The 13,595-nt window shown below is 72.0% G+C and carries 11 protein-coding genes; 1 reads left to right on the top strand and 10 read right to left on the bottom strand.

Annotated features, from left to right (window positions below; genetic code table 11):
* Positions 1 to 56: 56 nt before the first annotated feature.
* From ACIBK5_RS04140 to ACIBK5_RS04120, 5 genes are all read right to left on the bottom strand, one after another.
* Positions 57 to 1,244, bottom strand: coding sequence for an NAD(P)/FAD-dependent oxidoreductase (locus ACIBK5_RS04140; RefSeq protein WP_399015922.1), 1,188 nt, complete (start codon positions 1,242 to 1,244; stop codon positions 57 to 59).
* Complete coding sequence (locus ACIBK5_RS04135; RefSeq protein ID WP_184599145.1) at positions 1,241 to 1,438, bottom strand: ferredoxin; 198 nt, start codon at positions 1,436 to 1,438, stop codon at positions 1,241 to 1,243. The genes ACIBK5_RS04140 and ACIBK5_RS04135 overlap by 4 nt, the downstream gene beginning before the upstream one ends.
* 41 nt (positions 1,439 to 1,479) lie before the next feature.
* Positions 1,480 to 2,721, bottom strand: a complete 1,242-nt coding sequence (locus tag ACIBK5_RS04130; RefSeq protein ID WP_399015919.1) for a cytochrome P450 — start codon at positions 2,719 to 2,721, stop codon at positions 1,480 to 1,482.
* A 140-nt stretch (positions 2,722 to 2,861) separates the two neighbouring features.
* Positions 2,862 to 3,239, bottom strand: a complete 378-nt coding sequence (locus ACIBK5_RS04125) for a hypothetical protein (RefSeq protein WP_399015917.1) — start codon at positions 3,237 to 3,239, stop codon at positions 2,862 to 2,864.
* 174 nt (positions 3,240 to 3,413) lie between these two features.
* The gene (locus tag ACIBK5_RS04120) at positions 3,414 to 4,898 is read right to left on the bottom strand and encodes an MFS transporter (protein WP_399015915.1); all 1,485 of its coding nucleotides are present in this window, start codon (positions 4,896 to 4,898) and stop codon (positions 3,414 to 3,416) included.
* Between the two features lie 95 nt (positions 4,899 to 4,993).
* Here ACIBK5_RS04120 and ACIBK5_RS04115 point away from each other — a divergent pair, with 95 nt between their 5' ends.
* On the top strand, positions 4,994 to 5,521 hold the full coding sequence (locus tag ACIBK5_RS04115) for a MarR family winged helix-turn-helix transcriptional regulator (protein ID WP_399015912.1): 528 nt from the start codon (positions 4,994 to 4,996) through the stop codon (positions 5,519 to 5,521).
* Positions 5,522 to 5,564: 43 nt separating this feature from the next.
* Here the strand turns inward: ACIBK5_RS04115 and ACIBK5_RS04110 are convergent, their stop codons facing one another.
* The 5 genes from ACIBK5_RS04110 to ACIBK5_RS04090 form a co-directional block, all read right to left on the bottom strand.
* Positions 5,565 to 7,973, bottom strand: coding sequence for a SpoIIE family protein phosphatase (locus ACIBK5_RS04110; RefSeq protein ID WP_399015910.1), 2,409 nt, complete (start codon positions 7,971 to 7,973; stop codon positions 5,565 to 5,567).
* A gap of 115 nt (positions 7,974 to 8,088) precedes the next feature.
* On the bottom strand, positions 8,089 to 9,600 hold the full coding sequence (locus ACIBK5_RS04105; RefSeq protein WP_399015907.1) for an aminobutyraldehyde dehydrogenase: 1,512 nt from the start codon (positions 9,598 to 9,600) through the stop codon (positions 8,089 to 8,091).
* Positions 9,601 to 9,602: 2 nt separating this feature from the next.
* Positions 9,603 to 10,505 (bottom strand): 4-hydroxy-tetrahydrodipicolinate synthase, encoded by a 903-nt coding sequence (dapA, locus tag ACIBK5_RS04100; RefSeq protein WP_399015904.1) that lies wholly within the window; start codon positions 10,503 to 10,505, stop codon positions 9,603 to 9,605.
* A gap of 13 nt (positions 10,506 to 10,518) precedes the next feature.
* On the bottom strand, positions 10,519 to 11,898 hold the full coding sequence (locus ACIBK5_RS04095; protein ID WP_399015902.1) for an NAD(P)/FAD-dependent oxidoreductase: 1,380 nt from the start codon (positions 11,896 to 11,898) through the stop codon (positions 10,519 to 10,521).
* A gap of 82 nt (positions 11,899 to 11,980) precedes the next feature.
* Entirely contained in the window at positions 11,981 to 13,351 is a 1,371-nt protein-coding gene (locus ACIBK5_RS04090) for an MFS transporter (RefSeq protein ID WP_399015900.1), read from the bottom strand.
* Between the last annotated feature and the right edge of the window lie 244 nt (positions 13,352 to 13,595).

The raw sequence follows: 13,595 nt of genomic DNA, 5'->3' as shown, positions 1-13,595 counted from the left end.
AGAAAGGGCGGGGGCGGCAACGGGGCCGCCCCCGCCCGGGATCGGTGTGCCGAGGGTCAGGCCGCCTCGGTGCCCGCGGTCGGTACGGCGTCACTCCAGGCCGTCCCGCCCGCGATGGCCTGCCGCCAGCCGCGGACGGCCTTGGGCGGCATGCCGACCGCCAGGGCGCCGGTCAGCCGCTCGCCCGTGCGATAGGCGGCCACGAACCTGCGCTCGGCCAAGTCCCCCTCCACCACGGCGACTTCGTCGTGCCCGCGCAGATAGCCGTACGCCTGGATCTTCATGTCGTACTGGTCGGACCAGAAGTACGGCACCGGCGCGAACGGCCTGCGCTCATCCGGCGCGGCGAGCAGGTTGCGGGCGGCGGCCATTCCCTGCTCGGCGGCGTTCGTACGGTGCTCGATCCGCATGGACGTCCCGAACAGCGGGTTGTCCCACCGGGCCACGTCACCGGCCGCGTACACACCCGGCGCGGCTTCGCAGTGCTCGTCACAGAGCACACCGTCGCCGACGGGCAGACCGCTGTCCGCCAGCCACTCGGTGTTGGGCAGCGAGCCGACGGCGACCAGCACCTCGTCGGCCTCGACGAGTTCGCCGTCGGCGAGCCGTACGCCCCCGCCGGTCACCTCGGTGACGGTGACGCCGGTGCGCAGCTCCACACCGTGGTCGAGGTGTGCCTGCGAGAGCACCTGCCCGACCTCGGTGCCGACGGCGTGCGCCAGCGGCACGGGAGCCGGTTCCAGCAGGGTCACCCGGGCGCCGAGACCCCAGGCCACCGCGGCGGCCTCGGCGCCGAGGAACCCGGCGCCCACCACGACCAGCCGGCAGCCCGGTTTCAGCCGCTCGCGCAGCGCGAGGGCGTCGTCCAGGGTGCGCAGCACATGTGCGCGGCCGTCACCGGGCAGCCGCCGCGGCCGCACCCCGGTGGCCACGATCAGCCCGTCGTAGGGCACTCGCTCCCCGTCGGCCAGACACACCGTACGGTCCGTCATGTCCAGCCCGGTCGCCGCCGACCCCAGCCGCAGGTCGAGGCCGAGGGCGTCGAGGTCGGTCGTCGGGCGCAGCGGCAGCCGCTCGGTGCCCCACGCGCCGGAGAGGATCTGCTTGGACAGCGGGGGACGGTCGTACGGAGCGCGCGGCTCGTCACCGACGAGGGTGAGCGTGCCGTCGAAGCCCGCCCGGCGCAGCGTCTCCACGGCCGCGAGCCCGGCGGCCGAGGCGCCGACGACCACGACGCGCCTCACGACTCCACCAGCCGGATCGCGGCGGCCGGGCAGATCGCCACGGCCTCCTCCACCTCGCCGCGCAGCTCCTCGCCGGGCCGCTCCTCCAGCAGGATCGCGACACCGTCGTCGTCCCGCTGGTCGAAGACGTCAGGAGCGGCCATCACGCACTGCCCCGACGCCACGCACTTCGGTACGTCCAGTTCCACACGCATGCTTGTCATCTCTTGTTCCTTCAGGAGGGGAGAGGGAGGGTTCACCAGGCCACGGGCAGGCTGTGCACGCCGTAGGTCGTCCCGGTGTGGTCGAACTCCAGGTCCTCGACCGCCGCGTCCAGCCGCAGGGTCGGGACGCGGCGGTAGAGCGTGCCGTAGACGACCTGGAGCTCCAGGCGGGCCAGGTTCTGGCCCAGGCACTGGTGGGGGCCGTAGCCGAACGCCTGGTGGATACGGGCCGGGCGGGTGATGTCGAGGCGCTCGGCCTCGGGGAAGACCTCCGGGTCCCAGTTCGCGGCGTGCAGGTCGAAGATGATGCCGTCGCCCTTGCGGATGACGACGTCACCGATCTCGATGTCGTCCTTGGCGACCCTGCGCACGCCGGTCTGGACGATGGACAGATAGCGCAGCACCTCGTCGACCGCGTTCGCGACCAGCTTCGGGTCGTCGCTCTCGCGCAGCAGGGCGAGCTGGCCGGGGTGCTGGAGCAGGGCGAGGGTGCCGAGGCTGATCATCGTCGCCGTCGTCTCGTGACCGGCGATCAGCATGGCCACGCCCATGTGGACGGCCTCGGTGTGCGTCATCTCGCCGGCCTGCACGCGGCCGGCCATCTCCGACAGCACGTCGTCCTCCGGGTCGGCCGTCTTCAGCCTGATGAGGTTGTCCAGGTAGGCGGCCAGCGCGCCGCTGGCCTTCCTGGCCTCCTCCGGGGCCGCCGAACTGTCCAGGACCAGGCCGCTGCTGCGCTGGAAGAAGTCGTGGTCCTCGTACGGCACTCCGAGCAGCTCGGCGATCACCAGCGAGGGCACCGGCAGCGCCAGGGCCGTGAGCAGGTCGGTCGGGTTGGGGCCGGCGAGCATCCGGTCGACGAGCTCGTCGACGATCTTCTGGACCGGCTCCCGCATCTTCTCGATGCGCTTGACCACGAACGGGCCGTTGACGGTCCGCCGCAGCCGCGTGTGCTCCGGGGCGTCCGTGTTCGTGATCAGCCGCGGTGTGATCGGCGCGATCTCCGCCCGGTGCGCGTTGACGTACGGGAAACCGGGGTCGAGGTCGTCGTCGCTGACGCGGGAGTCGGGCAGCAGGGCCCGCTGGTCGGCGTGCCGGGTGACCAGCCAGGGCGTGCTGCCGTTCCAGATCCGCACCTTGGTGATCGGCTTCTCGTCCCGCAGTTCCTGGGCGACAGGGGCCGGAGCCAGCGGGCATTCCGCCGCCCGCGGCAGCGGGTACTCGGGCAACGCGCCGGTGGCGCCGGTGACGGGGCAGGACAGGGCATCGGACATGACGTCTCCTCGGTGATGTGGGGTGGGGAGGGGCGGAATTCGGGCATCGGTATGGAAGCGGAGCGGGCTGACGGCTTCCGGTCAGCTCCCTGACCTCGAGCTGACGTGACTCAGGTCACTCGGCGGCGGGTCGCGGTGTCTCAGGCGCGGGCCGCGGCACGGTAGTCGGCGACGATCCCGCCGGCCGCGCCGAGCGAGACGAGGCCCATGGCGGCAGCGGCGGCGATTCCCTTCACGCCGTCCAGGGCGAAGTACATCGCCACGGCCGCACCGCCGTTGAACAGGAACAAGAACCACTGCGTGCCCGGCTTGGACAGGAAGCCCTTGATGCTCGGCTTCTTCGCGAGCCGCGTACCGGTGACGAGCGCGACGGCGGACCCGGCGACGGTCGCCACGTCCTTCTGGGTTCCGTCGAGGACGGCGCCGGCGCCCAGGGCGGCGCCGAGACCGACGGTGAAGAAGCTCCAGAGCAGCAGGTCGGCGACGAACGACTTGACGGTGGTGAGGAGCGCGGACATGGAGGTACCTCTCGGGTTGGAATGCGGGGGGAGAAAGGGGTGGGTCCGGCGTTTCCGGCCTGCTCACCACGATCCCGTCCGCCGCGTGCCGCGACGAGGGAGCGCGCTCCCGAACCGGGGGTGCAGCGGGCTACACCACGGCCGTCCGGAGGCCGGCGCCTGGGCTGCTGCGCACTAGGAGCGCGCCCCGGAGACCTCCGCCGGTTCGGCGGGGGCCGCGGCCTGCTGGTCCGCCGCGGCGGCGGCCTGCCGGCGCGGGAGGAACGAGGCGAGGAAGAAGGCCAGGAGGGCCGCGCCGGCGCCGAGTGCCATGACGGTCCTGAAGCCGTTCTCGGAGGGCAGGGTGTGCCCCCCGAAGCCGGTCGTCAGCTGCGCCAGGATGACGCCGGCGAGGGCGCTGGCGAACGACGTTCCCATGGAGCGCATCAGGGTGTTGAGGCTGTTGGCCGCCGCCGTCTCGGAGGCCGGCACCGCGCCCATGATCAGGGCGGGCATGGCCCCGTAGGCGAAGCCGACTCCGCCGCCGATGACACAGGCGACCAGGACGATGTGCCAGACCTCGGACATCAGCCCGATGCTCAGTCCGTACCCGGCGGCCACGACGACCGCGCCGATCATCAGGGTGACCTTGGGGCCCTTCGCCTTGGTGAGGGCGGCGGACACGGCGGACATGGCCATCATCACCAGTCCCTGCGGGGCCAGGATCAGACCGACGGCCAGCATGGACTTGCCCAGTCCGTAGCCGGTCTGCTCGGGCAGCTGGAGGACCTGGGGCAGGACGAGGGACATGGCGAACATCGAGAAGCCGAGCGCGACCGAGGCGAGGTTGGTGAACAGCACCTGGCGGCGGGCGGTGGTGCGCAGGTCCACCAGCGGCTGGGCGGTGCGCAGTTCGTACCGTCCCCACAGCAGGAAGACCACGACCGCGGTGGCGAACAGACCCAGGGTCGTGCCGCTGGTCCAGCCCCAGTCGCCGCCCTTGGAGACGGCCAGCAGCAGGGACACCAGTGCGGCGGACAGGCCGAGGGAGCCGGGCAGGTCGAAGCTGCCGCCGGTGCGGACCTTCGACTCGGGCACGATCAGCACCAGGAGCGCCAGGGCGACGACACCGAGGGCGGCGGAGATCCAGAACAGCGTGTGCCAGTCGTAGCGGTCGGCGATGAAGGCGGCGGCGGGCAGTCCGAGGGCGCCGCCGACGCCCAGGGAGGCGCTCATCAGCGCGGTGGAGCCCGCGAGCCGTTCGGCGGGCAGGACGTCCCGCATGATGCTGATGCCGAGCGGTACGACGGCCGCCGCCAGGCCCTGGAGCGTCCGGCCGACGATCATCGGGACGAGCGAGTCGCTCAGGGCGCAGACGACCGAGCCGGACACCAGCAGCACGATGCTGACGAGCAGCATGCGGCGCTTGCCGAACATGTCGCCGAGGCGGCCGACGACCGGAGTGGCGACGGCGGCGGCCAGCAGGGTGGCGGTGATCGCCCAGGCGGCGTTCGAGGGGGAGGCGTGCAGGTATCCCGGCAGCTCGGGAACGATCGGGATGACCAGGGTCTGCATCAGCGAGACCACGATGCCGGCGAAGGCCAGAACCCCGACCACGGCGTTCGATCTGGGCGGAGCGGGTGATCCGGTCTTCGCGTGGTGGGCGACGGGGTGGGACATGGAAGCCTCCGGGAACGACGGGGAAGCGCAGTTGCTTGACTTAGGCAAGCAGATTCTCCTTGCCTAAGTCAAGCAACTTTTTTAGGGTGGGATCCATGCCCACACCGCATCCCGTGGCGGAGCCCGCCCCGACGGCCCTGGCCGAGATCGAGCAAGCCCTTACGCGCATCACCTACCTGGCCGGCCGGGCCCGGCAGCACGAGCGTCTGATGGCCGAGTCGGGACTCTCGCTGGACCGGGCCGCCGCGGCGATCCTGCGGCACATCGCCGAGAGCGAGCCGCTGCGGCCCGGGGTGCTGGCGGCCCGGCTGTCGGTGGAGGCGTCCCACGTCACCCGGCAGCTACGGCGACTGGAGCGGGCCGGCTACGTGACCCGCGTCCCGGACCCGGACGACCGGCGCGCCCAGCGCGTCCGGCTCACCGAGGCCGGTCTGGCCGCCGCCGATCGCATGCGACGGGTGCGCCGTCAGGGCATGGAGCTGGCCCTGGCGGCGTGGTCCCCCGAGGAACTGCGGCAGCTCGCGGTGCTCTTCCACCGGCTCGTGGACGACTTCGTGACGCACACCGAGAGCGACCTCGATGCCGGCGTCCCGGTACGCGACGCGGGGGAGCGGCGGAACTAGGGCCTGTCGTTTGGATCACGCCGCAGACGCGGGGTCGTCCGGGTCAGCCGGACGTCTCGGCCGGCAGCGGCTGTTCCGCCCAGATGGTCTTGCCCGTGGCGGTCTGGCGGGTGCCCCAGCGGTCGGAGAGCTGGGCTACCAGGAGCAGGCCGCGTCCGCCCTCGTCGAAGACGCGGGCCCGGCGCAGATGGGGTGCGGTGTTGCTGCCGTCGGACACCTCGCAGATGAGGGTCGAGTCGCGGATCAGCCGCAGTTCGATGGGGGCGCCGCCGTAGCGCAGGGCGTTGGTGACCAGTTCGCTGACGATCAGTTCCGTCGTGAACGCCGCCTCCGTCAGTCCCCAGGCGGCCAGTTGTCCGCCCGCCAGCTTGCGGGCCCGGGCCACGGCGGCGGGGTCCGGTGGCAGCTGCCAGGTGTGCACCTGGTCCGCGCCCAGCGCGGCGGTCCGGGCCAGCATCAGCACGATGTCGTCGGCGGAACGGCCCGCCAGCACGGTCCGCAGCACCCGGTCGCAGGTCTCCTCCAGCGTGTCGGCGGGGCTGCTCAGCGCCTGGCGCAGCAGTCCGAGCCCGACCTCGATGTCGTGGGCGGCGGCCTCGATCAGCCCGTCGGTGTAGAGGGCGAGCAGGCTGTTCTCCTCCAGCCGCACCTCGATCGCCTCGAACGGCAGGCCGCCCAGGCCCAGCGGCGGTCCGGCCGGCAGGTCGAGGAACCGTACGGAGCCGTCCGGTGTGACCAGGGCGGGCTGTGGATGCCCGGCGCGGGCCATGGTGCAGCGGCGGGACACCGGGTCGTACACGGCGTACAGACAGGTTGCCCCGACCTGCCCCGACGCCTCAGCCGACCGCCCGCGCACCTCCGGGCCCTCTTCCCGGTCGAGCCGGAGGACCAGGTCGTCCAGCTGGGTGAGCAGCTCGTCGGGGGCGAGATCGACATCCGCGAGGGTCCGCACGGCGGTCCGCAGCCGGCCCATCGTGGCCGACGCGTGGATACCGTGGCCCACCACGTCGCCCACGACCAGGGCGACCCGGGCACCGGACAGCGGGATCACGTCGAACCAGTCGCCGCCGATGTCCGCTCCTGAACCGGTCGGCAGATAGCGGTAGGCGACCTCCATCGCCGCCAGCTCCGGGGGCCGGTCGGGCAGCAGACTGCGCTGGAGCGCCAGTGCCGTACGGCGTTCCCGGGTGTAGCGGCGGGCGTTGTCCACGCTCACCGCCGCCCTGGCGACGATCTCCTCCGCGAGCAGCAGGTCGTCCTCGCTGAACGGCTCCGGAGTCCGGTGCCGCAGGAAGTGCACCAGGCCCAGGGTCACGCCCCGGGCGCGCAGCGGCACCATCATCACCGAGTGGATCATGTGCTTGGCCACGGACTCGGCGCGGGCGGGCGAGGACCTGATCCACTCCCGCATCCCCGGATCCCCCGGCTGGTGCCGGGTGCCCCGGCCGGCGACCAGCGTCCGCACCGGCAGCGTGTCCACGGGGTAGAGCGTCGTCCCGCCCGAGGGGATCACCGACTCCGGGCAGCCCTTGAGCACCGACCGCTGCGCGGTGCGCCGCACGGTGACCGGCGCGTCCAGCGGCAGCGGCTCCGGCTCGTCACCCAGGGCGACGGACTCCAGCAGGTCCACGGTGACGAAGTCCGCGAACCCGCTCACGGCCACCTCGGCCAGCTCGTCCGCCGTCCGGGCCACGTCCAGGGTGGTTCCGATGCGGAGGCTGGCGTCGTTGAGCACGGCAAGCCGGCGGCGGGCCCAGGACTGCTCCGTGGTGTCGAAGACGGTCGCGGACAGCCCCTGGACCGTGCCGGTCTCGTCCTTCAGCGGCGACATGTACATGGACCAGGCATGCGGCCGGGTCTCGCCCGGGGCCAGGCCGTGCTCCTCGTGGAAGATCATCTCGCCGGTGCGCAGGACCTCACGCTGGAGGCGGTCGTACGCGTCGAAGGGCCAGGTGGGGTGGATCTCCCACAGGGTCAGGCCCTTCATCTCCTCCTCGGTCCGGCCCATCACCTGGGTCATGATCTCGTTGGCGGCCACCAGCCGGGCCTGGAGGTCGTAGACCGCCACCGGCACCGGGAGCTGGGAGAGCGTGAGGTCCCACAGGGCCAGGGCGCCGGGCTCGGCCCGCCGCGCCGTGTGCGCCGGTGCGGTGCCGGTCACCAGCCAGAGCTGCCCGCGGCCGGCTGCCGCGAGGGGCGTTCCCCGCAGCTGCACCACGACACGGTGGCCGTCCCGGTGCCGGAGGGCCACCTCACCGGCCCACCGCTGCCCCTCGGCCACATGGTGCCGCGTGGATTCCGGGAGGTCGGCGGCGAGCAGTCCGCCGACGGCCCGGCCCACGATCTCGTCTGCGTCGTAGCCGAGCAGGCGGCGCGCGCCGTCGCTCCAGGCCGTGATCGCCCCACGGGCGTCGACGACGACCGCGAGATCTTCCGGTACGCGTCCCTCCACGGTGCCTCCGCGGGTGATCCCGACCTGTTCTATGACCTTTCTGTTCTTATTTGACCGTATTCGGAGGCGGGTACCCCCGCAGGGCGCCCGCTACCGCGACTCCCGCCGGGGTGGATCAGCGCTCGTGGTTGTGCATGACGTGCTTGGTGCGCGTGTAGTCGTCCAGGGCGTAGACGGACAGGTCCCGGCCGTAGCCGGAGCCCTTGAAGCCGCCCCAGGGGACCTCGCTCGCGAGCACGAGGTGGGAGTTGACCCAGACGGTTCCGAAGTCGAGGCGCGCGGCGACGGCGTGAGCGCGGCGGGCGTTCTCGGTCCAGACGGAGGCCGACAGGCCCAGGGGGACGTCGTTGGCGCGCCGGACCGCTTCCTCCTCCTCGGTGAAGGTCTCGACCGTGATGACCGGGCCGAAGATCTCCTCCCGGGCGGCTTCGGCCCCCTCGGGGACGTCGACCAGCACGGTCGGGGCCACGAAGAAGCCCGGCCCCTCCAGTGCCCCGCCTCCTGCCGCCACGCGGACGCCTTCGGCCTTCGCACGCTCCAGGAAGCCCGTGACCCGGTCGAAGTGGGCCCTGGAGACCATGGGGCCGACCTCGATGTCCTCACCGGCGCGCGGTTCGCCGACCGCCAGGGTCCGGACCTCGCCGACGAGCCGCTCGACGAACTCCCCGGCGATCGACTCGTGGACGAGGACGCGGCACGCGGCCCCGCATTCCTGGCCCGCGTTCCAGAAGCCCGCGACGCGCAGTGCCGACGCGGCGGCGGCCGGATCGGCGTCCGGGAAGATCACGACCGGTGCCTTGCCGCCGAGCTCGAGGTGCACCCGTTTCAGGCTGCCGGCGGCGGCCCGGGCCACCGCTCGACCGCTGGCGACCGAGCCGGTCAGGGCGATCATGTTCACGTCCGGGTGCTCGGCGAGCCGGGCGCCGGCGACCGCGCCGTGGCCGTTCACGACGTTCAGCACGCCGGGCGGCAGCAGATCGGCCACGAGTTCGGCGAACTTCAGCGTGGTCAGCGGGGTCTGCTCGGACGGCTTGATGACCAGGGTGTTGCCGGCGGCTAGAACGGGTGCGAGCTTCCAGGCCGCCATGAGCAGCGGGTAGTTCCACGGTGTGATCACGCCGATCACCCCGAGTGGTTCCCGCAGGATGACCGACAGGTGGTGCTCGGCGTAGTCCCCGGCCGCCATGGAGGTGCTCGCGCGCACGGCCCCGGCCATGAAGCGGAAGGTGTCGATCGTCATCCCGACGTCGTCCCTGGACACCGCGAGGGGCTTGCCGGTGTTCGCCGACTCAAGCCGGGCCAGGAGGTCGGTGTGCCCGGCCAGCCGGTCCGCGACGGCGTGCAGCACCTCGGAGCGCTCCCTGGGGACCAGCCGGGCCCAGCGGTCCTTGCCCGCCACCGCGGCGGCGACCGCGCGGTCGATGTCCTCGGCGGTTCCCTCGGGAACCCGGGCGATGACCTCCTCCGTGCTCGGATCGACCACGTCGATGAGCCGCTCGGGCGCGCCGTCGAGGAACGCGCCGTCGACGAAGTGCCGGGCCGGAGGGAGGTCGGCCGAGGTGATCAGGGGCGGCGCGTCCGCCGCGCGCCGGACCCCGGCTCCTGTGTGATGGGCGGTGGTGGTCATGATCAGTTGCCCCCTTCGGAAAGGCGCGGAAGTTCCTGGACGAGAGCGGAGATCCGCGCGGTCGTGGCCGCGTCGAGGCCGAGCAGCGGCTCCCGGGGAGCTCCGGCCGGGAAACCGGTGGCGTCCAGGGCGGCCTTGATCGCCGGGATGAACGGAGCGGACATGATCGCGTCCATCAGCGGGTAGATCCGCGCCCACTCCGCTCGCGCCCGGCCGAGGTCGCCGGCCCGCAACGCGCGGTGGATCGAGACGAGTTCGGCCGGCATCACGTTCGCGGTCCCGGCCATCACACCGGCGGCGCCCTCGGAGACGGCGGTCAGCAGGAGGCTGTCCCAGCCGACGAAGGTGGAGATGACGTCGCCGTGGCGGTGGATCAGCTGCCCGGCCTGGGCCATGTCGGCGCTGGTGTCCTTGATGTACCGGATGTTGTCGACCTCGCGGGCGAGCTGCCCGACGGTGTCCGGCGAGAGATTCACCCCGGTGGCGCCCGGCAGGTTGTAGAGCATGACCGGAATGTCCACGGCGTCGGCGACCGTGCGCAGATAGCGCAGCGTCTCCTCCAGTGTGAGCGGCTCGTAGTACGGGGCGACGACCATGAGGACGGAGGCGCCGGCGGACTGGGCGTGCCGGGACAGTGCGACCGCTTCCCTGGTGCTCAGCGCGCCGGTCTGGGCGATCACGGGCACGCGCCCGGCCGTCTGGTCGACGACGGTCTCCAGCAGGTGGCGGCGTTCCGTCCCGCTCATCGCGGCGAACTCGCCGGTCGATCCGCAGGCGACGACGCCGTCGACCCCGCCGTCGACGCTGCGGTCGACCAGGCGGCGCAGCGTCTTCTCGTCGATCTCCCCGTCCGGTGCGAACGGCGTGGCCAGGGCGGTCAGGACACCGCTCAGCTGTGACGACATCTCTGGATACTCCTCAGGTGAAGCTGGGGGCGGGACGGGGGACGGACTGCCGGTCGGTGGCCAGCAGGCTCTGTGCCTCCTGCGCGGCGGACAGACCGGTCTGGATCGCGGTCTCGGTGTAGAGGGTGCCGAGGTAGTCACCGGCCAGGAGGACCCTGCCGGTGCGGCGGGTCAGCGTCTGCTGGAGCTTCCCGCGGCCGGGGAAGCAGTAGGGCGCTCCGGTGGGCCAGCGCTGCACCTCGGCCTCGACGACCCGGTCGGCGAAGCCGGGCAGTACCTGGTCCAGATCGTCGAGGTAGATCTGCCGGATCTTGTCGTCGTCGTGCTGGAGCAGATCGCGCGCCAGGCTGCCCGGCGAGAAGGTCATGATGCTGCTGCCCGGCCGGCGTTCCCGCTCGTAACCGTGCACGACGTTCGACATGTTCAGCGCGACGTTGAAGGACCGCTTCGGGGTCGCGATGCCGTAGGCGTCGTCCCAGACCTGGCGTCCGGTCTCGTCGCTGAGGAACGCCGCGCTCACATAGGGGCCGTAGACGATCTGCGAGAGCGCCTCGCGGACGTCGCGGTCGAGGTCGACCGCGACCCGGTGGCTGACGGTCGCGGGCGTGGCAAGGACCACGCAGCGCGCCTCGACCTCCCGCTCGGCGCCGTCCTGCCGGTAACGGACCACGACCGAGCCGTTCTTCCGCACGATCTCGTCGACGGTCGCGTTCAGCCGCACCCTGCCGGCCAGGGACGCGGCGATGCGCTCGGTGAGGGTGGACGGGCCGCCGAGGATGCTCTGCGAGAGACCGCCGCCGATGTTCCACACCAGGCTGAAGTAGCCGACGCCGGCGCCGGCCGAGAGCTGGTCGATGTCGGCGGCCGAGCGGGTCACCGTGGGCTTGAACAGGGCCTCGGCGTCCTCGGGCAGGTCGCCGATGAAGTCCTTGAAGGACCGGTCGTTCATGAAGTCGTAGACGCGCTGCTGGCGTTGGGCCGCGCTCTCGCCCCGCCGGCGCTGTACGACCCGGGCGTAACGGGCCACCGACAGGGCGACCTTGGCGCCCGCCCTGACCATGCCGACCCGTGCCGCCATCGGCATCGGGATGCGGAACGGATAGCTCTCCACCCGGCCCTTGAGTAGCAGCTTGCCGTTCATCGACAGCCCGGCCAGCGAGCCGGGCACCGGAACCGCATCGACACCGGTGCTGTTCAGCAGCCATGCCGTCGCCGAGTCGCCCCCGGCGTAGACGTGCCCGCCCCAGTTGAGCCAGTACGGTCCGCGGCGCTCGGAGCGGATGCGGCCGCCGACCCTGCCCTCCGACTCCAGCAGGAGCGTGTCCCAGTGCCGCAGGCGCCAGCCGGCGGCCAGTCCGGCGATGCCGCCGCCCACGATCACTACGTCCTTCATCGGTGCCCTCCAGCACGGTCGCGGGGTGAGGATGCGGGGCCCGCCCGGGCCCTCACCGGGTGGCGAGGGCGCGGGCGGACGGTCATGCGTTGGCGGGACGGCCGACGGGCCTGTCGCCCCGCGGAGTCAGCGCGGCGGCCTCGTGCAGGGCCATGCCCCGGGTCTCGGGCGCCCAGAAGACCGAGACGACGGCGCCGAGGAGGCTGATGGCGGCGGCCGCGAGCATGGTGCCGCCGACGCCCCAGCCGGTCAGGGCCATCGGCACGAGGTAGGTGCCGACGGCGGCGCCGATACGGCTGACCGAGGAGGCCAGGCCTACCGCGGAGCCCCGCACCTCCGTCGGGAACAGCTCGTTCGGGTAGATCCACTGGAGGATCTGGGTGCCGCCGATGATGACCGCGTACAGGGCGAACAGCGTCATGATCACGCCCGACGGGGCGTCGGGGAAGATGCCGAGCAGCAGCAGGGCCAGACCCGACCAGACGAAACTGTGGATGACCAGGGGCCGCCGGCCCATACGGTTCACGCCGAGCAGGGCGATCACACAGCCGATCAGGAACATCACGGTGATCATGGCCTCGCCGATGTTGGCGAGCCCGCCCTCCAGCTGGAGCGCGTCCAGGATCTTGGGCCCGAAGGCGTAGATCGCGAAGAGCGGCACGATGGAACAGGTCCAGAAGACGGAGATGTAGAGCATCCGCCCGCCGTAGCCGGACCGCAGGATCGCCTTGATGTCGACGTTCTCGCGCTCCTCCGCCTCGTCCGGCAGATCGGCGATCGTGGTGTCCGGGCCGTAGACCTGCTTCAGTACGGCCTCGGCCTCCTCGACGCGGCCCTTGTTCGCCAGCCAGCGCGGGGACTCGGGCGTGCCGTGGCGCAGCAGCACGATGACCGTGGCGGGCAGTGTGGCGCTGGCCAGCATCCACCGCCAGCCGTCGTCGCCGACGGACAGCAGGAGCTCGCCGACGATGTAGGCGGTGGCGGCGCCGACGAACCACATGACGACCAGTCCGCCCAGCAGCGGACCCCGGTAGCGGCGCGGGGTGAACTCGGCCAGCAGCGAGGTGGCGATGGGGTAGTCCGCGCCGACCGCCATGCCGATCAGCAGCCGCAGGACGAACAGCCACACCGGGTCGGAGGCCCAGAACTGGGCGACGGAGCAGACGATGATGGCGATCAGGTCGATGGTGTAGAGCAGTTGCCGGCCGAACCTGTCCGTCAGCCAGCCGCCCAGGAACGCGCCCAGGAAGATCCCGATCAGCGCGGACGCGCCGATCAGGCCCTGGGCGGAGTCGGACAGGTCCAGCTGGGGCGTTATCTGCGTCATGGCGACGCCGATGATGCTCAGGACGTAGCCGTCGAGGAACGGGCCTCCGGAGGAGTACAGCGCGAGTTTCTTGTGGAAGCGCGACAGGGGCGCGTCATCCAGTCGGTTTCCTGCGGTCGGGGTCATCACAGCCTCCGGGAGCGGTTCCCGGACGTGCCTGTGCGAGGCTGCGTCCAGGAGGCCAGGTCGGGGTTGATGTGCGGTTGCCGATGGCACGAGCGCCGCCCGGCGGGCGTGCTGGCCCGGGTCGCGGCGAACTCGCGGTGTCGTGGGGACGCCGGCAGCGTGGCGGCCGGATGGCAACGAAGTATGTGAAGGCCACGGGCCCCCAACAACGCCCTGACGGTTTCCCCGGTCGTGGGGGTGTGTC

Origin of the sequence: Streptomyces sp. NPDC050546 (assembly GCF_044457425.1) — a bacterium.
Lineage (GTDB): Bacteria > Actinomycetota > Actinomycetes > Streptomycetales > Streptomycetaceae > Streptomyces.
Note: the sequence above shows the minus strand (reverse complement) of the source record. Positions and strands in the feature narration are given on the sequence as shown.

Bases quoted from the DNA above. Each gene is read 5' to 3' on its own strand.
- ACIBK5_RS04135 (WP_184599145.1), bottom strand. From the start codon at position 1,438: ATGCGTGTGGAACTGGACGTACCGAAGTGCGTGGCGTCGGGGCAGTGC.
- ACIBK5_RS04130 (WP_399015919.1), bottom strand. From the start codon at position 2,721: ATGTCCGATGCCCTGTCCTGCCCCGTCACCGGCGCCACCGGCGCGTTG.
- ACIBK5_RS04125 (WP_399015917.1), bottom strand. From the start codon at position 3,239: ATGTCCGCGCTCCTCACCACCGTCAAGTCGTTCGTCGCCGACCTGCTG.
- ACIBK5_RS04120 (WP_399015915.1), bottom strand. From the start codon at position 4,898: ATGTCCCACCCCGTCGCCCACCACGCGAAGACCGGATCACCCGCTCCG.
- ACIBK5_RS04115 (WP_399015912.1), top strand. From the start codon at position 4,994: ATGCCCACACCGCATCCCGTGGCGGAGCCCGCCCCGACGGCCCTGGCC.
- ACIBK5_RS04105 (WP_399015907.1), bottom strand. From the start codon at position 9,600: ATGACCACCACCGCCCATCACACAGGAGCCGGGGTCCGGCGCGCGGCG.
- dapA (WP_399015904.1), bottom strand. From the start codon at position 10,505: ATGTCGTCACAGCTGAGCGGTGTCCTGACCGCCCTGGCCACGCCGTTC.
- ACIBK5_RS04095 (WP_399015902.1), bottom strand. From the start codon at position 11,898: ATGAAGGACGTAGTGATCGTGGGCGGCGGCATCGCCGGACTGGCCGCC.
- ACIBK5_RS04090 (WP_399015900.1), bottom strand. From the start codon at position 13,351: ATGACCCCGACCGCAGGAAACCGACTGGATGACGCGCCCCTGTCGCGC.